Source organism: Kitasatospora sp. NPDC127121 (assembly GCF_042677305.1).
In the GTDB taxonomy this organism is placed as follows: Bacteria; Actinomycetota; Actinomycetes; order Streptomycetales; family Streptomycetaceae; genus Kitasatospora.
On sequence record NZ_JBHXTQ010000017.1, the window covers coordinates 1 to 18792 of the forward strand.

Below are 18792 nucleotides of genomic sequence, written 5' to 3' on the forward strand. Positions count from 1 at the left end.
GGCAGGCGACGAAGCGTTCGGCGGTGAGGGAGGGGCGGCCGGTGTAGCCGCGGGCGAGTCCGGCGCCGGCGATGTACAGCTCGCCTGCCACGCCGACGGGTACGGGCTGCAGTGCGGTGTCGAGCACGTACGTCCGGGTGTTGGCCAGCGGACGGCCGATCGGCACCACGTTCGGGACCGCCGAGGCGGTCGGCATCGGGAACTGGGTCGCGCACAGGGTCGTCTCGGTCGGCCCGTAAAGCGCTCGCACCGCGATGCCCGGGACGGCCTCCAGCACCCGGCGGACGGCCGGGGCGGAGACGACGTCCCCACCGGTCAGCACCTCGCGCACGCCGGTGAAGATGCCCGGGTCCTCCTCCGCGATGACACGGAACAACCCGGCGGTGACGTGCACGTGGGTGAGCCCGTGCGCCCGGACCAGCTCGCGGATGGCGGAGGCGTCCAGGTCGCCCTGCGGCGCGACGACCACCTGGCCGCCGGAGAGCAGCGGCGCCCACAGTTCGTAGGTCGAGGCGTCGAAGGCGTGCGGCGCGTGGAAGAGCACCCGCAGCCCGTCGGGGTGGTGCCAGCACGGGTCCGTCGCGAGCTGCACCACGTCCCGGTGGGTGATGGCGATGCCCTTGGGCACCCCGGTGGATCCGGAGGTGAACATCACGTACGCGAGCTGCTCCGGGTGGAGCCCGGCGGGTTGGGCGCGCCGCCTGCGCGGGCCGTCGAACCAGCCCTCGGTGAGCGGCAGGACGGGGCAGGGGGCGTCGGTGGCCAGCGGGTGGCCCTGGTGCGCGGGATCGACCAGGACGAGCGCCGCCCGCGTCTCGGCGGTGATCTGCCGCAGCCGCTCGGCCGGGTGCCGGTCGTCCAGCGGGACGTAGGTGCCGCCGGCCTTGGCCACCGCCAGGATCGCCGTCACCAGGTCGGCGGAGCGGTGCATCAGCAGGATCACCGGGGTGTCGGCGCCGACGCCCGCCTCGGCGAGGTGGGCCGCCAAGTGTTCGGCCCGGGAGTCGAGTTCGGCGTAGTTGAGCTGTTCGGCGTCGGTGATCAGGGCGGGGGCGTCGGGGGTGGCGGCGGCCTGGGCCTCGAACAGCCGGGGCAGGCTGGTGTCGGGCACCGGCGCCGCCGGTCCGTTCCAGCCGGTGAGCAGGTGCTCGCGTTCGGCCGGGTCGAGGATCTCGATGCTGCCGATCGGGGCGTCCGGGTCGGCGGCGACGGCGCGCAGGACGCGCAGCAGCCGCTCGGCGAGGGCGGTGACGGTGGCGTGGTCGAAGAGGTCGGCCGCGTACTCGACCGCCACCGACAGGCCCGCCTGGGAGTCCTGTTCGGTGAAGCGGAAGGACAGGTCGAACTTGGCCACGTCCAGCTCGAAGGGGTGGTCCGCGCAGGCCAGGTCGCCGAAGGCGGCGGGCACCGCCGGGCCGCTCTCCAGGGCGATCAGCGACTGGAAGAGGGGGTGGCGGGTGGTGCGGGTGGGGTTGAGGTGTTCGACCAGGCGCTCGAAGGGGATGTCCTGGTGGTCGTAGGCGTCGAGGTCGGTGCGGCGGACGCGGTCCAGCAGTTCCCGGAAGGTGGGGTTGCCGGTGGTGTCGGTGCGCAGCAGCAGGGTGTTGACGAAGAAGCCGACCAGGTCGTCGAGGGCTTCGTCGGTGCGTCCGGCGACGGGGGTGCCGAGCGGGAGGTCGGTGCCCGCGCCGAGGCGGGTGTAGAGGGCGGCGACGGCGGCTTGCAGGGCCATGAAGAGGCTGGCGTTCTGCGCGGCGGCCAACTCGGCCAGGGCGGTGTGCAGTTCGGCGTCGACCTCGAACTCGGCGGCGCTGCCCCGGTGGCTGGGAACGGTCGGGCGGGGGCGGTCGTAGGGGAGTGCCAGTTCCTCGGGGAGGCCGGACAACGCCTGCTGCCAGTAGTCGAGTTGCTCGGTGAGCAGGGCGGTGGGCTGCTGCGGGGTGCCGAGGAGTTCGTGCTGCCAGAGGGCGTAGTCGGCGTACTGCGCGGGCATCGGCTGCCACTGCGGTGCGGTGCCGGCCAGTCGGGCCTGGTACGCGGTGGCGAGGTCGCGCAGGAGGGGGGCGACGGACCAGCCGTCGGTGGCGATGTGGTGCATGAGGACGAGCAGGACGTGTTCGTCGTGCGGGAGGGAGAACAGCGTCGCGCGGACGGGCAGGTCGTGGGCGAGGTCGAAGACCTCCCCGCCAGCCTCGGCCAGGGCGGCCCGGAGCGCCGCCTCGGTGGCCACGGGTATGGTCCGCAGGACCGACCCGGGGGTTTCGGCGACCAGTTGGTGCGGCTGGCCGTCGGTGGTCGGGAAGACGGTGCGCAGCACCTCGTGCCGGGCCACCACGTCCCGCAGCGCGCCTTCCAGCGCGGGGCGGTCGAGGGCGCCGGTCAGCCGGAGGGCGACGGGCGTGTTGTAGAGCGCGCTCGGGCCCTCGAACTGCTCGATGAACCACAGGCGTTGCTGCGCGGAGGACAGCGGGACGCGCTCCGGCCGGGTGACGGGCCGCAGGGCCGGGCGGGCCGCGCCGGAGGCGGGCAGGGCGGCGGCCAGGGCGGCCACCGTCGGGTGGTCGAAGAGCGCGCGGATCGGCAGCTCCGTGCCGAGGGCGGTGCGGACGCGGCTGACCAGCTTGGTGGCGAGCAGCGAGTGGCCGCCCAGGTCGAAGAAGCTGTCGTCGATGCCGACCGAGGCCAACCCGAGGACGTCGGCGAAGAGTTCGCAGAGCGCCTGCTCGGTTTCGGTGCGCGGGGCCCGGCCGGCGGCGGCGCCGCTGTAGTCGGGGGCGGGCAGGGCGCGGCGGTCGACCTTGCCGTTGGGGGTGACGGGCAGCGCGTCGAGGGTGACGATCGCGGCGGGCACCATGTAGCCGGGCAGGCGGTCGGCGACGAAGGCGCGCAGCTCGTCGGGCCGGACGGGGCCCGTGACGTACGCGACCAGGCGTTTGTCGCCCGGCTGGTCCTGGCGGACCACGGCGACGGCCTGGCCGACGGCCGGGTGGGCGGTGAACGCGGCCTCCACCTCGCCGAGTTCGATCCGGAAGCCGCGCAGCTTGACCTGGTCGTCGGCGCGGCCGACGAACTCCAGTTCGCCCGTGGTGGTCCAGCGCACCACGTCGCCGGTGCGGTACATCCGGCCGCCGGGCTCGCCGAAGGGGCAGGCCACGAAGCGCTCGGCGGTCAGGCCGGCGCGGCCGACGTAGCCCCGGGCCAGCCCGGCGCCCGCGACGTACAGCTCACCGGCGACGCCGACGGGGACCGGGCGCAGCCCGGCGTCCAGCGCGTACACCCGGGTGTTGGGCAGCGGCCGCCCGATCGGGACGGCGGCCGGGACCTCGGCGGCGGTGGCCATCGGGTGGCGGGTCGCGAAGGTCGTGGTCTCCGTCGGTCCGTAGCCGTTCACCACCCGCAGGCCGGGGCAGTGCTCCAGCACCCGCCGGATGGCGGCCGGCGAGACGATGTCCCCGCCCGTCCACACCTCGCGCAGCCCGGCGAAGGTCTCCGGGGCCTCGGCGGCCAGCACGTTGAAGAGCCCGACCGTCATCCAGGCGGCGCCGACCCGCCCCCGGCCGATCGCGGTCGCCAGCTCGGCGACGCCGAGCCGCCCGGCGGGGGCGACCACCACGCGGCCGCCCGAGAGCAGCGGCACCCAGAGCTCGTAGGTGGAGGCGTCGAAGGCGACGGGGGAGTGCAGCAGGACGCGCTCGTGGCCGCCGCCCGCGAACGCCCCGCCGAGCGCGAGGTCGACCACGGACCGGTGGGTGACGCCGATGCCCTTGGGCACGCCGGTCGAGCCGGAGGTGTGCATCACGTACGCCAACTGGTCGGCGCTCAAGGGGAGTCCGAGGTTCCCGGAGGTGTCGTCGCCCTCGGGGTCTCGTGCGCCCTCGGGGTCGAGCACGTCCAGTCCGGTCAGCGCGGGGTGCGCCCGGTGGGCGGTGTCGGCCAGCGCCAGCCGGGCCCCGGAGTCCGCGAGGACGGCCCGCAGGCGCTCGGCCGGCTGCGCGCCGTCCAGCGGCACGAAGGCGCCGCCGGCCTTGAGCACGGCCAGGATCGCCACCACCAGGGCGGCCGAGCGCTCCATCAGCAGCGCGACCGGGGTCTCCGGGCGGACCCCGGCCTCGACCAGCCGCACGGCCAACCCGTTGGCCCGCGCGTTGAGTTCGGCGTAGGTCAGCTCGACGTCGTCGGCGGTGAGCGCGACCGCGTCGGGCGTCGCGGCGGCCCGCGCCTCGAACAGCTCGGGCAGTGCGGCCTCCGGCAGCGGCGCGGTGGCGCCGGTCCCGCCGGTCAGCAGCTGCTCGCGCTCCTTCTCGGTCAACACCTGGACAGTACCGACGAGTTCGGCCGGGTCGGCGACGATCCGGTCGAGCAGGGCGAGGAAGCGGTCCAGCAGGGCGCGCGCCTCGGCGGGGGTGAAGGCGTCGGGCCGGTGGTCCAGGCGCAGTTGGAGGCCGTCGCCCGGGGTGAGGGCCAGCAGCAGCGGGTAGTGCGCGCTGTCGACGTCCTCGACCAGGGTGACGTGGGTGGCGCCGCTCGGGTCGGCCTCGTCCAGGGCGGACGGGTCCGGGTAGTTGCCGTACACCGTGACGGTGTCGAACAGGCTTCCCACTCCGGCGAGTTGCTGGATCTCGGTGAGGCTGAGGTGCTGGTGGTCCAGCAGCGCGGACTGCTCGTGCTGGAGGCGCAGCAGCAGCTGCCCCCAGCTCTCGGCCGGGTCGAGGGTGACGCGCACCGGCACGGTGTTGATGAGCAGGCCCACCATCCGCTCCACGCCCGGCAGGTCGTGCGGCCGGCCGGAGACGGTGGTGCCGAAGAGCACGTCCTCGCGCCCGGTGAGCCGGGCCAGCAGCACGCCCCAGGCGGCCTGGACGAGGGTGTTGAGGGTGACGCCGTAGCGGCGGGCGGTGCGGGCCAGCGCCTCGGTGGCCGCCGGGGTGAGGCCGGTGTGCAGGCGCAGCGGCAGCTGCGGGGCGGCGGCGGAGCGGCCGGGGGCCAGCAGCGTGGGCTCGTCGGCGCCCGCCAGGGCCTGGGCCCAGGCGGCGCGGGCGGCGGCGCCGTCGCGCCGGGTGAGCCAGCGCAGGTACTCGCGGTAGGGGGCGGCCGGGGGCATCGGCTGCTGGAAGTACAGGCCCCACAGCTCCTCGGCGAACAGCGGGGTGGACCAGCCGTCCAGCAGGATGTGGTGCGCGGCGGCGATCAGCTGGTGGCGCCCGGGGGCGAGGGTGAGCAGGGTGTAGCGCAGCAGCGGCGGCCGGGCGAGGTCGAAGCGGCGGCCGTACTCGGCGGCGGCGATCCGCGCGGCCTCGGCCTGCGGGTCGGCGTGCGCCGTCAGGTCGAGGGCGGTGAAGGGCAGTTCGACGCCGTCCGGCACGGCCTGCACGGGCGGGCCGTCGGGGCGCTGGTGGAAGCCGGCCTTGAGGTTGGGGTGGCGCAGCAGCAGCGCCTCGGCGGCGGCGCGCAGCCGGTCGGCGTCCACCGGGCCGGTGAGGTCGAAGGTGCAGACGGAGGTGTAGACGTCGGCGCCGTCGGTGTCGTATGCCGCGTGGAAGGCCATGCCCTGCTGGAGTGGCGAGGTGGGCCAGACGTCCACCAGGCGGGCGGGGGCGTGGTGTTGGGCGAGCTGGTCCAGTTCGGACTGGCCGAGGGTGACGAGCGGGAAGTCGGAGGGGGTGTGTCCGCCCGCGTCCGGCCGGTCGGCGTGCTCGGCGAGCGCGTGCAGCGCGGTGAACCACGCCTCGGCGAGCGCGGCCACGCGCTCCTCGGCGAGCAGCCCGGTGGCGTAGGACCACTGGGCGACGAGCAGCGGGCCCTGCGGGGTGTCGACGGTGGTGGCGTCCAGGCCGAGCACCCGGCCGAGCGCGAGGCCGGTCGCGGCGCCCTCGCTCATCGCCTCGGTGCCGGCGAGCACGTCCTCGGCGGTGACGCCCTCCGGCGCGAAGCGGCCCAGGTAGTTGAACTCGACCTGCGGATCGGCGTACCCCTCCAGCACGGCGGCGGTGGCCGGGTTGAGGTGGCGCAGCAGGCCGTAGCCGATGCCGTTGTCCGGGACGGCGCGTAGCTGCTCCTTGACCCGGCCGAGGGCCCGGCCGAGCCCGGGGCCGGCCGCGGTGACCTCGGACCAGGGCAGCGCCCCGGGGGCGAGCCGGACGGGGTAGAGGGAGGTGAACCAGCCGGCGGTGCGGTGCAGGTCGACGCCGTCGACGATCTCCTCGCGGCCGTGGCCCTCGGCGGTCACCAGCACGGCGCCGTCCGGACCGGTGGTCGCCGCGCCGCGCCAGTGGCCGAGGGCGAGCGCCAGCGCGGTCAGCAGCACGTCGTTGACCTGCGCGTGGTAGGCGGCCGTGACCCGGGTCAGCAGCGCCTGGGTGGTCTCGGCGGGCAGTACGAGCCGCAGGACGCCCTCGGTGGCGTAGGTGTCCCGGGCCGGGTCGAGCGGGCGCGCGCCGAGCAGCGGGTCCGGGGTGGCCAGGGCGGCCTCCCAGAGCGGGAGTTCGGCGGCCCGGCGGTCGGTCCCGGCCTCGGCGGTGAGCCGCTGGGCCCAGCGGCGGAAGGAGGTGGGCACCGGCGCCAGCTCCACGGCCCGGCCCTCGCGGGCGGCGGCGAGCGCGGCGAGCAGGTCCTCCTCGACGATGCGCCAGGTGACGCCGTCCACCGCCAGGTGGTGGATCACGAGCAGGAGCTGCGAGGGCAGGCCCGGCCCGGCGTCGAACCGGACGGCCTGGAGCATCCGGCCGTCCTCGGGCGAGAGGCGCCCGCGGGCGGCCTCGGTCTCGGCGCGCAGCGCCTCCTGGGTGGCCGGGCCCGCGACGTGCCGCAGCGCGGCCCCGGCGGGGACGGCGCCGGGGGCGGGGACGTGCAGCGTCCAGGGGCGCTCGGCGAGCGGGGAGGTGCGGGCGCGGAAGACGTCGTGGTGGTCGAGCAGCGCCTGGAGGGCCGTGGCCACGTGCTCGGGCCCGCTCCCGGCGGGGAGGGTGAGCAGGGTGGACTGGTAGAAGCTCTCGACGGCGCCGTGCTGCGCGGCCAGCCAGTGCACGATGGGCGTCGGCGGCACCTCGCCGAGGCCGGCCCCGGCGGGTTCGGCGACGACCGGCCCCTCCAGCGGTCGGGCGATCCGGGCCAGTGCCTCGACGGTCGGCGAGAGGAACACCTCGCGGGGGGTGAGCTGCAGCCCGGCGTGCCGGGCCCGGGAGACGAGCCGGATGGCCACGATGGAGTCGCCGCCGAGCTCGAAGAAGGAGTCCGTGACGCCCACCGCGGGCAGGCCCAGCACCTCGGCGAAGAGCCGGGCGAGGGTGTGCTCCAGCTCCCCGGCGGGGGCCCGGCCGCCCTCCTCGGCGGCGGCGAAGACCGGCGCCGGCAGGGCGCGCTTGTCCACCTTGCCGTTGGGCGTGAGCGGCAGCCGGTCGAGCACCACGACGGTGGGCACCATGTGGTCGGGCAGCCGCTCGGCGCAGTACGCGCGCAGCTCGGCCGGGTCGGCGGCGCCGACGGTGTAGCCGACCAGGCGGCGCTCGCCCGGGCGGTCCTCGCGGACCAGCACCACGGCCTGGCGCACCTCGGGGTGGGCGGAGAGGGCCTGCTCGACCTCGCCGAGCTCCACCCGGAAGCCGCGGATCTTCACCTGGTCGTCGGCCCGGCCGACGAAGTCCAGCTGCCCGTCCGGCCGTTGGCTGCCGAGGTCGCCGGTGCGGTACATCCGGTCGCCGGGCTCGCCGAAGGGGCAGGCGACGAAGCGCTCGGCGGTCAGGCCGGGGCGTCCGAGGTAGCCCCGGGCCAGGTGCGGGCCGGAGACGTACAGCTCGCCCACGGTGCCCGGCTCGACCGGGCGCAGCCGCTCGTCCAGCACGTGGATGCGCACGTCCTGGCAGGGGTGGCCGATCGGGGGCTGCTCCTCGCCGGTGAGCGGCTCGCTCATGGTGACGATGACGGTGGTCTCGGTCGGCCCGTAGCTGTTGAGCATCAGGCGGTCGCGGCCGCAGCGGGCGGCCAGTTCGCGCGGGATGGCCTCGCCGCCGCCGATCAGGGTGCGCAGGGAGGGCAGCGGCACGTCCGGCAGGGTGGCCGCCATCGCGGTGGCGATGTCGGCGTGGGTGACGCCGTACTGCTCGATCAGCGCGGCCAGCGGCTCGCCGACCAGCTGGCTCTGCTCGCGGGGGAGCACCAGGGCGGCGCCGGTGGAGAGCGCCACGGCCAGGTCGGAGACGGAGACGTCGAAGCTGAGCGAGGCGGCCTGGAGCACCCGGCTGCCGGGGCCGACCCCGGTGGCGGCGACCTGCGTGTCGATCATGCTGGGCAGTCCGGTGTGGGTGACGGCCACACCCTTGGGCACTCCGGTGGAGCCGGAGGTGTAGATCACGTACGCGGTGTTCCCGGCGCTCAGCGGCCGCACCCGCTCGGCGGCGGTGAAGGGGGTGCCGGCCTGGGCGGCCAGCTCGGCGAGGTGCCCGGGGTCGTCGAGCAGCAGCCGGGGGGCGCCGGTCCCGGGCAGCTGGGCGGCGGCCTCGGCGGTGGTGAGCACCAGGGCGGCGCGGGAGTCGGTCAGCATGTGGCGCAGCCGCTCGGCGGGGTAGGCCGGGTCGGCGGGCAGCCAGGCGGCGCCGGTCTTGGCCACGGCGAGGATCGCGGCGACGGCCTCGGGGGACTTCGGCAGGGCGAGCGCGACGATGTCCTCGGTGCCCAGGCCGCGGGCGGCGAGCACCCGGGCCAGCCGGTTGGCGCGGGCGTCCAGCTCGGCGTACGTGAGGGTGGTGCCCTCGGCGTACAGGGCTGGGGCCTGCGGGGTGCGGGACGTCTGGGCGTCGACCAGCGCGGTCAGGGTCGGCCGCTGGTCGGCTCTGTGCGTCTGCTGGACCCCGGACATGTGGCTCTCTCCCTCGTACGGCTGGCCCCCGCGGTGGCGGGAACGGCTTGCTCGGCGACCTTCGGGGCGGTCGGCCCGGGCGGTCGATGGAGCGGCGGTGCGGTGGCGTGGTGGCGCGGTTCTGGCGGTTCTGGCGGTTCTGGTGGTGCGGTGGTGCGGTTTCGGCGCTGGGCTGCCGCGGTCAGTGGCCGGACTGCTGGGCGAGCAGGCTCTTCGGCCGCAGGTCCTGCCAGTGCTGTTCGACGTAGTCGAGGCAGTCCTGCCGGCCGGCGGCGCCGAAGGCCTGCTGCCAGCCGTCGGGCACCGGGCTGAAGGCCGGCCACAGCGAGTGCTGGCCCTCGTCGTTCACCAGGACGAGGTAGCTGGCGTCGGGGTCCTCGAACGGGTTCGCCATCGTCGGTTTCCTCTTTGTTCGGAGAAATTTCGGGGAGGGGGGAATTACGCCGGAGCGCGGCTCACGGACCCCAGCCGGAGTCGGGGTTGGGCGCCGAGACGAGGGCGGCGGCGGCCAGGGGCGCGTGCGGGTCGGCGCTGCTCTGGACGCCCAGTCCGGCGACCAGCAGAACGGCGAGAATCCCGAGCATATGGTGAATGCGAACGGCAAGATTCTTCATCGTTAATTCCTTTTTCCGAGGGGGCGGTCGGCCCTCTTCGCTCGGAAATTCATCCTGCCGAGGCTCAAACGGGGGTGGAAGCTCTGGCCATGATCGGGAACACGCATTGCGGGAACCGGAAGCCCGAACAGACCATGTCAAAAACAGACAGATCTGATCCAAAGAGTGCCTGGCACTGTCAGATCAGTGGTGGGAACCGGTCACTGGCGAGGGTTTCGGTCAAACCACGCCCCCGGCGCGTCGGCGAGGGAGGCCCCGGCCCCCGGCCCCCGGAAGCCGCCGAAGCTGCCGCAGGGGGCGGGGGTTACGGAGCGTCAGCGCAAGAGGTGATGGAGCGTCAGCAGTGCGAGCCCCGGCGCAGTTCCTCGCGGACGGCGGGCCAGTCGTCGGTCCACGTCCGCCCCGCCGAGGCGGGCGACTCCAGGGCGATCGTCGCCAGGTAGGCGCGCTTGAGCGCGGCCCGCTCGTCCTGCACCCGGCCCGAAGCCTGCTCGATCCGGCGCAGCCGGGCGTGCAGCCGCTCCAGCGCGCCCCCGCCCGCGAGCAGACGCCGCGCCTCGGGGCCGAAGCGGAAGCCGGCGGCGAGCAGCGGCCAGGCCGACCGCCACACCCGGAACACCTCGCGGTGGCCCGGACCCCACTCCCGCTCGGCCCGGGACAGCCGCGCCATCGCCGCCCGCTCGGTGGGCGCGGCACAGATCTCGCGCAGCGTCCGCGCGAGCGCACCCCAGTCCTCGCCGGGCGCGTGCCGCAGCGCGGCGTGCAACAGGTGGGCCATCGAGCCGTGCACCACGGTGCGCGGCCACCGCGCGGCCACCGCCTCGGCCAGGCCCCCGCCGGTGTCGCCGACCAGCACCCAGACCTCGCGCACCCCGCGCTCGGCGAGCTCGGCCAGCACCTGCGGCCAGTGCTCCCCGTCCGTGGCCGGCCACAGGCCCAGGACCTCGCGCCGGCCGTCGGTGGAGATCCCGAGCGCCAGGTGCACCAGCGGGCCGCCCGAGCGGCCGCTGCGCACCGCGTCGAGGAAGACCACCGGGTAGACGGGGTCGAGCGGGCACCGGCGCCGCTCGTCGAGCTCGTCGAGCACCTGGTCGGTGATGGCGGAGACGGTCTCCCGGCTGAGCTCCACGCCGTACACCTCGGCCAGGTGCGCCACCAGCTCGCCCGAACTGAGACCGCGCGCGGTGAGCGAGATGACCAGCCGGTCGAGGCCGGGCAGCCGGCGGGCCCGGGGGCGGACGGCCCGGGGGGTGAAGCTGCCCTGGCGGTCCCGGGGCACCCGCACCTCGACCGGGCCGACCTCGGTGAGCAGCCGTCTGGCCCGGGCGCCGTTGCGGACGTTGGCGCCGGGGTCGGTGCCGGGTTCGGCCCCGCGCAGGTGCTCCTGGAGTTCGAGCTCCAGGGCGTGCTCGATCAGCTGCTTGGCGAGCGTCTGGAACAGCCCGCCGTCGCCCAGCAGCCGGATCGCGCCGGAGCCGACCTGCTCGGCGGCGGCCTCCGCCAACTGCCGCACCAGCCGCTGGTCCACCAGCTCGGCCAGGTCCACGGGCGGGACCGCCGGGCCGGGATCAGCTCGCAACAAGGGGTGCCCTCCGTCTGTCGGCCGTTCCGTCCGCCGACCGTCCGCCCCGGCCGCCCTGACGGGGCGACAGGCGCGACACGGCGGCCATCCGCCTGTCACCGCGGCCGGGTACGGTCGGGTCCGCCACTGCCGCGGTCGGCTCCCCCGCCTCCGGGCGCGCTCGGCTTCGCCGTCGGCCGCTGATTTCCGCGCCACTTGGGCGTACACTCACGGCAGTCAGAGCCCGGGGGGACGGCTTCCGACCGACAGGTGATTTCCATCCTGCCATTTCAGACGCCTGGCGGTGGCCGGTACGGGCATTCGTGAAACCGCAATGCCGAAGCCGGAAGGATGCCCAGATGTGCCTATCCCAGGACAACAGCGCGGGAATGGGGACACCGCAGCTCTGTGACCGGGGAGTCGAGTTCTACCGGGTGGCGCTGGCCGAGGGCTGCGCCGCCGGAGACGCCCCCGAGTGCCTGCTCGCGATGGGCCTGCTGCGCTCCGTGCCCGGCTCCGGCGAGCGGCTGACCCCCGTCCCGCCCGACATCGCGGTCACCGGCCTGACCCGGCCGCTCGAACTCGCCGTGCTGGGCCACCAGGAGCGGCTCGCCGAGCTGCGCACCGCCTTCACCGCCGCCGACCGCGCCTACCAGGACGTCATGCGCCGGGCCCAGCTGCCGGTCCGCCTCCTGACGGGCGAGGAGATCAACCCCGCGCTGGAGAAGGCCGTCGCCGCCTGCGCCGAGGAACTGCGCACCGCCCAGCCCGGCGGCGGCCGCAGCCCCGAGCACCTCGCGGACGCCCTCCCGCGCGACCTCGCCCTCGCCGGGCGCGGCGTGCGCCAGCGCACCCTCTACCAGCACACCGTGCGCGCGCACGGCCCGACGCTGGCCTACATCGAGCAGGTCACCGCCCAGGGCGCCCGGATACGCACCCTGAACGAGGTGTTCGACCGGGTGATCATCTGCGACCGCTCCACCGCCTTCGTCCCGGCCGCGGCCGACCGCGAGGCCGCCGCGATGCTCATCCAGTTCCCACCGCTGGTCGAGTACCTGCTCAAGATCTACGAGTTGATGTGGGAACGCGCCGAACCGGTCACCTACCTGGAGGGTCGCCACCGCCCCCAACTGCTCACCGACCGCACCCGCCAGAACGTCCTGCGCCTGATGGTCAACGGCTACACGGACGAGGCCATCGCCTCCCGCCTCGGCATGAGCACCCGTACGGTCTCCAGCCACATCCAGAAGGCCAGCGAACTCCTCGGCAGCCGCAGCCGCGGCCACCTCGGCTACATCATCGCCCGCGAGGGCGTCCTGGACGAACCCCTCGACGACCTGTGACCGGCACCGGGGGCCGTCGCCGTCGCTTGGCGGGACGGCCCCGGTGGCCGGTGCTACTCGTAGCGCAGTTCGCTGGGCCGCATCAGGCGCAGGAGCTGCGGCAGGCCGAGCGCGGTCGTGAGGAGGACGGCGCCGGCGGCGATCGCGGACATGGCCAGCATGGAGCCCCAGTCGAGGGCGAAGGGCAGGCCCGCCGTGTACTGCAGGACGGCTCCCATCAGCAGGCCGCCGGCGGTGGCCAGCAGCATGCCCAGGGCCATCGGGACGAGGGTCTGCCACAGCACCGACAGGCCCAGGATCCGGCGCCGGGTGCCGACGGCGTTCAGCACGCCGAGGATGCGGCGTTGCTCCCGGAACCGCTCCAACTGGCCGACCAGCAGGCTGAGGGCGACCAGCAGCAGGGTGACGGCGGAGCCGGCGGTGAGCAGGCGTTTGACGGCGAGGTAGGTCGGGTCGACGACGCGGTCGAGGGGGGAGCCGGCGAAGCCCTGCGGGTCGATCGCCATGACGGCGGTCGCGAGTTGCTCCTTCGGGTCCGGCAGGCCGGGGGCCATCGCGACCAGGACGGTCGCGGGCTGGCCGCGCAGTGCGGCGGCCGGGGCGGCGGCCGGCGTGAGGAGCAGCAGGCCGGAGCCGAGCCGCCCGTTGGGGTCGGCGCCTTCGACGGGCTCGACGGTGGCCGTCACCGCGGGCAGTGGCCAGGACGGCGGCTCGCCGTCACCGCGGAAGTAGGCGGCGTGGACGGTCGTGCCGGGCCTGGTCTCGGCGGCGGCGTCCGTGCCGCGGTTCGTTCCGGTGCTCGTGCCGTCGTTCGCTCCGGTGCTCGTGCCGCCGCCCGGTCGGATGGTCCGGCCCTGGACGGCGAAGGCGTCACCGTCCTTGCAGTCGGGCAGGGTGGCGAAGCCGCGCAGCACGGCGCAGCCGGCGATCCGGACGCCGGGCAGCTCCCAGGACTTGGCGGTGGGGGTCTCCAGGGCGAACTCGGTGTAGGCGGCGGTGGCCTGCACCCCGGGGGAGTGCGCCAGCCGCTCGGCGAGCAGGTCGGCCTGCGGTCCGCCGCCGGGGAAGGACACCGACTGCTGGTACGGCCCGACCGCGGCGCGGGGGCCGGGACGGTCCTCGTAGCTCGCGCTGACGCCGAGGAAGAGCGTCTGCAGGGCGATCGCCCCGGCGACGGCGACGACCACGCCGCTGACCGCGGCCGAGGCGGGGCCCGAGCTCAACTGGAGCCTTCGGATGGCGAGTTGCCAGGACACTCCGCCGCCGGAGCGCCGGGTGGCGGCCTCCACCAGCCAGGGCAGCAGGGTGCAGACGCCCACCAGCATCAGCAGCACGCCGACCGCGACCAGCAGTGAACCGCGAGTGTCCTGAACGGAGTTGAAGACGGCGGTGCGCCCCATCCCGGACGGGTTGTACTGCGTGGGCAGCGCCAGCGCGAGCGCCGTCAGGGCAAGACCGGCCAGCGGCAGCGCCAGCCGCCACCCGATCCGGCGCCGGCCGGGACCGGACCGGCGGACCACGCCGAGCGGGTCGACGGTGACCCGGCGCATCGCCAGCAGGGTCACGCCGACGCCGAGGAGCGGCACGACCACGGCGATCGCGGCGGCGATGGCGGGGTGCGGCGCGATGTCCTCGGGGTAGAAGCTGAAGCCCGCGAGCCGCAGGTGGCCGGTCAGCCGCCGGCCGAGCAGGAACAGCGCCGCGCCCGCGACCAGGCCCAGCACCGCGCCGACCAGGGACTCCCCGGCGGCGAGCCGGGCGGTCATCCGGCGGTCCGCGCCGACCAGGCGCAGTGCGGCGAGCCTGCGGTCGCGCCGTTCGCCGCCGAAGCGGGCGGCGGCGGCGAGGAAGACGCCGACCGGGGCGAGCATCACGGTCAGGCCGACGGCGTTGAGCAGGATCAGCCGGGGGTCCATCGGCTTGGGCGGCGAGAAATGGCCGTACGAGGTGATGCGGTCGGCTCCGGCGTCCAGCGAGAGCCGGTCGCTGCCGAGCAGGTAGCCGGCCTGGCCGGGGCCGAGCAGACCGGCCGGGCCGATGCCGCCGACCACCGGATAGGGGAGGCGGTCGCGCAGCAGCTGGTTGGCCGGGTCCTTCAGGAGCTCGGCCAGGGCGGGCGAGACGACCATCCGCCCCGGCGGCGGGTACGCGGCCACTCCGGGCGGGAGCGCCGCGTCCGGGCCCTCGGGCTGGACGACCCGTCCACGGATCGGGGTGCCCCGGAAGGTGGTGTCGGCGGTGGCGATGAGGACCGTCCGGTCGCCGGGCGTGGGCAGGTCCTCGTCGCGGAAGGTGTCGTTCTGCACGTACAGGCGCTCGTTGCGGTGCTGGACGATGCCGGGGAAGGAGGCGGTGAACAGCAGCAGGGCCACCCCCAGGCCGACGCCGCAGGCGGTGAGCAGCAGCCGCCCCCAGCCATCCCGCCCGTTGGTGAGGGCCAGGCGTACGCCGAGGCCGAGCTGGTCCAGGAACGGCGAGCGGACCCGGTCGGCGGCGGGGGTGTTCGCGTCGGGGCTGCTCACGCCGGGGCCGCTCGTGGTGGAACTGCTCATATCGCGCCCGCCAGGTCGCGGGTGCGGCCGTCGCGGACGACGATCTCGCGGTCGGCGTAGGCGGCGACCCTGACCTCGTGGGTGACCAGGACGACGGCGGCGCCGGTCTCCCGGGCGGCCAGGGTGAGCAGCTTCATCACCCGCTCGCCGTTGAGGGAGTCGAGCGCGCCGGTCGGCTCGTCGGCGAAGACTGCCCTGGGCCCGGTGATCAGGGCCCGCGCGGCGCCGACCCGTTGGCCCTGGCCGCCGGAGACCTCGCCGGGGCGCTTGGCGGCCACGTCGTCCACCTCCAGGCGCTCCAGCCATTCGCGGGCCCGGGCCTCGGCGGCCCGGCGGCGCAGTCCGTTGAGGCGCAGCGGGAGCGCGACGTTCTCCAGGCAGGAGAGTTCCGGGACGAGCTGGCCGAACTGGAACAGGAAGCCGAACTCGGTGCGCCGCAGGGCGCTCAGCTCGGCGTCGGAGCAGGCGGTGAGGTCGCGCTCCCGGTAGCGGAGGCGGCCGCTGTCGGGCCGGGTGATCCCGGCGAGGCAGTGCAGCAGGGTGGACTTGCCGGAGCCCGACGGGCCCATCACGGCGACGAGTTCGCCGGCCGCGACGGTGAGCGAGGCCCCGCCGAGCGCCGGGGTGAGCCCGAAGTTCTTGTGCAGGTCGTGGGCGGCGAGCAGGGGTTCGGGCATGGTCAACGCTGGGACTCCGTGATGCGGGCGGCGAGTTCGTCCAGGCGGGCGGCGGTGAGCTCCAGCCAGCGCAGGTCGGCTTCCAGGTGGAACAGGGCGTGGTCGCAGATCAGCTGGTCGGTGAGGTCCCCGGTGAGCTTGCGGCGGGTCAGCTCCCGCATCTCCTTGAGGTGTTCGGCCCGCTGCGCGTCCAGGACGTCGGCGCCGGAGCGGCCGGTCAGGAGGGCGAGCACGACCTTCTGGTAGAGCGTGCTCTGCAGGTACGGCTGCGGGCTCTCCGGGTGCGCGAGCCAGTTGGCGAGGTCGGTGACCCCGGCGTCGGTGATCGCGTACCGCTTGCGCTCCGGGCCGTCGCCGGCCTCGACACCGTCGACCACCACCAGCCCGTTCTTCAGCAGCCGGGAGAGCGTCGCGTACACCTGCCCGTAGTGCAGGCCGCGGTCGCGCCCGAAGTGCTCGTCGTGGAGGCGTTTGATGTCGTATCCGTGGCGGGGCTGGGTCTCCAGCAAGCCGAGGAACAGCTGTCCGAGTGACATGCTCCGGGACTATACAGGCCATGTATACACATGGGTGTATAGCGGGCCCCCTGGGGCCCGGCCGGCGCCGCCGCTACGGCCGCGGCCTCCCCGAGCAGGGCTCGGGGAGGCCGGAGCGGTTCGGTGCCCTGGTCATTTCAGACTTCCGTGGGCACCGGTGGTCAGCCCGCCTGGGCGCGCACCAGCCAACGCTGGTTGGCGCTGGCGGTGCAGGACCAGACCCCGAGTGTGGTGCCGTTCGCGTCCGCCCAGCCGGGCAGTTCGAGGCACTTGTCGGAGATCGGGTTGTAGAGCGTGCCGTCGTAGCGGCGGACCCAGGTCTGGGCGTCGTCGGCGGCGCAGGTCTGGAAGGACACCTTGGTGCCGTTGCCGGCCGGCTTGTCGTTGGTGGCGACGCACCGGTCGGTGCCGGAGACCTTGACCTTGTTGTCGATGGTCAGGTTGAAGTGCTGGGCGTTGCCGTTGTAGCAGTTGTAGAAGGCGACCGCCGTGCCGATGGAACCGCCCCAACTGTCGATGCACCTGCCGGGGTTGTAGGCGCTCTGGATCTGGACGCTGGAGCCGGCCGTGGCGAGCGTGTTGGCCTGCTGGTCGGTGAACGCGTACGGGTAGATCCGGACGTCGCTGACCGCGCCGTTCACGCGGCTGTCAGGCCCGGGGTACCGGGTGGTGGTCTCCCCGCCGATGTTCAGACTGCCGTTGGCCTTCCAGCCCGCAGGGACCTTCGACCGCTTCCTCAGCCCGGACCCACTGCCCCTGCCCAACGACCCGCAGCAGTGGAACGCTTACGTGTACAGCAACAATGACCCGGTCAACAAGACCGACCCCACCGGCATGGCCCTTGAGGTTTTCTGGGATGCCGATACCGGTGGCGCAACGTTTACCGTGATGCCGTCAACTGTGGCGGGGCATCACGATACGGTAATTGGCGGTACGTCGCGCCATCCGACTACGAGGAATGTCCGGGTGCCGCTGCAGATAGTTCCAGCGAAAGAGAGGGAGATCCTGGTCTGCTTGCAGTTCCGTTTGCGTCATCCCTCTTCTCGCCTTCGGGCCGTACCTACCAGAATGGCGGGTGTGTATCAAGGTGCTGATTAACAGATTTAATCGAGTCGGCCGGTGGTTCAGTCGGGCGCTGCTGAGATATCTTGCGGTGTGCGTGGCTCCCGTGTGCGTTTTTATGCTCGTTCTTTCGGCATTTGCGCCCGGAGGGCATGACGCCAATGGGTTCTCTCGAGCCGACTCTTTGGATGGCCTCAAGCTGCTGGCGCTTATCTCGCTCACAATAACTGTCCCCACACTGTTCTTTCTCTTCCTGGTCTCTTTTTGGGCGGCCAGGGGGAGGAATGTTCGGGGGGTGGCTGCCGTGTTGTTTGCTCTGCCCCCAGTGCTCTATCTCCTTGCGGGTGCTTGGCCCTTCCTGCTGATGAGCGCACTCGGTGTGATCTACGCAATGGTAGTGATGCCCGCGCCTGCGTCTAGATCCTGATTTTGCGACATCTGGGTCCCCGGGCGCGTGATGCGCATCGGGGACCCAGATGTTTATTCTGGGCACTTACGGTAACTTCCCGTTCAATCCTGGTGGGGTTCATCGAGTAATCGCTCGGCGAGCCCGCCACGAGTGGGGGATCATGGAAGGGAGGGGGTGGACGCTGGTCAAGAGTCGTTCGCCCGACAGTAGTCCGTCGGCTGTGGATAGCCAGTAGGTCTGTGCCATGAGCGCCCCATCCGGTTGCCGGATGGGGCGCTCAGCTGTTGAGGGGTTAACTCGTGGAGCTGTGTGTGGAGGATAATAAGTGGACGGGGAAGGCTTTCGCTGCAGGGTGGGGAGGCCAGGATCCAGAATGAACTGATTGATTGTCAGTTCCGGCTGGGCGGTGATACCGTATGCGGTCCTTGTCCTGTGAGGTCGGGAGTTTTTCATGGTCGTCCTTGGAATGCTGATACCGGTTGTCCTGGGATTAGCCTTGGTCGCAAATTTTCGTGGAATCCGCGACTTCTTCGTGGAGGGTGCTGAGAAGAAGTCGATCCCGGTGATCGCGTTGATTGTCGGCTGGTTCTTCATTGTGGTTCCTGGGGCGGCTGTCCTCGGCATGGCTGTCAAGGCGATCCTGCGCTGACCTGTTCGGACTGTCGCGGATGGTGGCGCGTGACTTCTGAGGCGGTGGGGTGGTCTTCGGGACGGCCTCGCCGCCGGATCCTTTGACGGAGGGGGCGTGTGAAGGGGCGGCGAATTGTCCTGTGGAGTGTGCTCGGTGGGGTGCTGGGTGTCCTCGGGTTGGGCTGGGCCCTGTGGGTGACGGTCCGACCTTCCGCACCTGAGGTGCCTGATCCGGTCGGACGGTGGGCCGGAGGAGCGGCGGCTGTCGAGCTTCTTCCGGATGGGCGGGTCGGATCGGCACAAGTGCCGGCCCGCGTGTGCAGCGTTGCCTTGGTGGACCGGGAACAGCCGACGGAGATTGAGGGGCGCTGGAAGAAGTCGGTTCTCGATGACGTGGGGCCGGGGGTCTATGTGGATGCGACTCGGAAGGATGGGAGCGGTAGTTGTCGGTTCTGGCTGACGGCCGAGGAGAACGGAAAGGACCTGTGGGTGCTGGTCGATCAGGGGTTCGTCATGAAGAAGGACTGAGATGTCGCGGTGGATTCGATTCCTGGCGA

12 protein-coding genes are annotated in these 18792 nt (G+C 73.4%); 4 read left to right on the plus strand and 8 right to left on the minus strand.

Translation table 11 applies throughout. The features are described 5' to 3' along the window. From ACFVHI_RS11865 to ACFVHI_RS11880, 4 genes are all read right to left on the minus strand, one after another. The coding region (locus tag ACFVHI_RS11865; RefSeq protein ID WP_380338179.1) for an amino acid adenylation domain-containing protein at window positions 1-8851 on the minus strand (8851 nt) is incomplete at its 3' end. A 181-nt stretch (window positions 8852-9032) separates the two neighbouring features. Next, on the minus strand, window positions 9033-9245 hold the full coding sequence (locus tag ACFVHI_RS11870; protein ID WP_063349684.1) for an MbtH family protein: 213 nt from the start codon (window positions 9243-9245) through the stop codon (window positions 9033-9035). A 61-nt stretch (window positions 9246-9306) separates the two neighbouring features. Further along, entirely contained in the window at window positions 9307-9435 is a 129-nt protein-coding gene (locus ACFVHI_RS11875) for a hypothetical protein (RefSeq protein ID WP_279634940.1), read from the minus strand. Between the two features lie 367 nt (window positions 9436-9802). Then, window positions 9803-11044, minus strand: a complete 1242-nt coding sequence (locus ACFVHI_RS11880; RefSeq protein WP_380338183.1) for an IS256 family transposase — start codon at window positions 11042-11044, stop codon at window positions 9803-9805. A gap of 341 nt (window positions 11045-11385) precedes the next feature. Here ACFVHI_RS11880 and ACFVHI_RS11885 point away from each other — a divergent pair, with 341 nt between their 5' ends. After that, window positions 11386-12369, plus strand: coding sequence for a helix-turn-helix transcriptional regulator (locus ACFVHI_RS11885; protein ID WP_063349685.1), 984 nt, complete (start codon window positions 11386-11388; stop codon window positions 12367-12369). Between the two features lie 53 nt (window positions 12370-12422). On the opposite strand, the gene ACFVHI_RS11890 is transcribed toward ACFVHI_RS11885, so the two are convergent. The 4 genes from ACFVHI_RS11890 to ACFVHI_RS11905 all read right to left on the minus strand — a co-directional run bounded on the left by ACFVHI_RS11890 (window position 12423) and on the right by ACFVHI_RS11905 (window position 16775). After that, complete coding sequence (locus tag ACFVHI_RS11890) at window positions 12423-14921, minus strand: ABC transporter permease (protein ID WP_380338186.1); 2499 nt, start codon at window positions 14919-14921, stop codon at window positions 12423-12425. Next, window positions 14918-15598 carry an ABC transporter ATP-binding protein gene (locus ACFVHI_RS11895; protein ID WP_063349686.1) on the minus strand — a complete coding sequence of 227 codons (681 nt, stop codon included), beginning with the start codon at window positions 15596-15598 and terminating at the stop codon, window positions 14918-14920. The genes ACFVHI_RS11890 and ACFVHI_RS11895 overlap by 4 nt, the downstream gene beginning before the upstream one ends. Window positions 15599-15600: 2 nt before the next feature. Further along, a complete protein-coding gene (locus ACFVHI_RS11900) occupies window positions 15601-16134 on the minus strand; it encodes a PadR family transcriptional regulator (protein ID WP_363374032.1) in 534 nt (177 codons plus the stop codon). A gap of 161 nt (window positions 16135-16295) precedes the next feature. Then, window positions 16296-16775 (minus strand): ricin-type beta-trefoil lectin domain protein, encoded by a 480-nt coding sequence (locus ACFVHI_RS11905; protein WP_380338189.1) that lies wholly within the window; start codon window positions 16773-16775, stop codon window positions 16296-16298. 43 nt (window positions 16776-16818) lie between these two features. On the opposite strand from ACFVHI_RS11905, the gene ACFVHI_RS11910 reads away from it, so the two are divergent. From ACFVHI_RS11910 to ACFVHI_RS11920, 3 genes are all read left to right on the plus strand, one after another. Further along, complete coding sequence (locus ACFVHI_RS11910) at window positions 16819-17232, plus strand: RHS repeat-associated core domain-containing protein (RefSeq protein ID WP_159398530.1); 414 nt, start codon at window positions 16819-16821, stop codon at window positions 17230-17232. A gap of 824 nt (window positions 17233-18056) precedes the next feature. Then, entirely contained in the window at window positions 18057-18254 is a 198-nt protein-coding gene (locus ACFVHI_RS11915) for a hypothetical protein (protein WP_380338192.1), read from the plus strand. 314 nt (window positions 18255-18568) lie between these two features. Then, a complete protein-coding gene (locus ACFVHI_RS11920; protein WP_380338195.1) occupies window positions 18569-18763 on the plus strand; it encodes a hypothetical protein in 195 nt (64 codons plus the stop codon). Window positions 18764-18792: the final 29 nt, after the last annotated feature.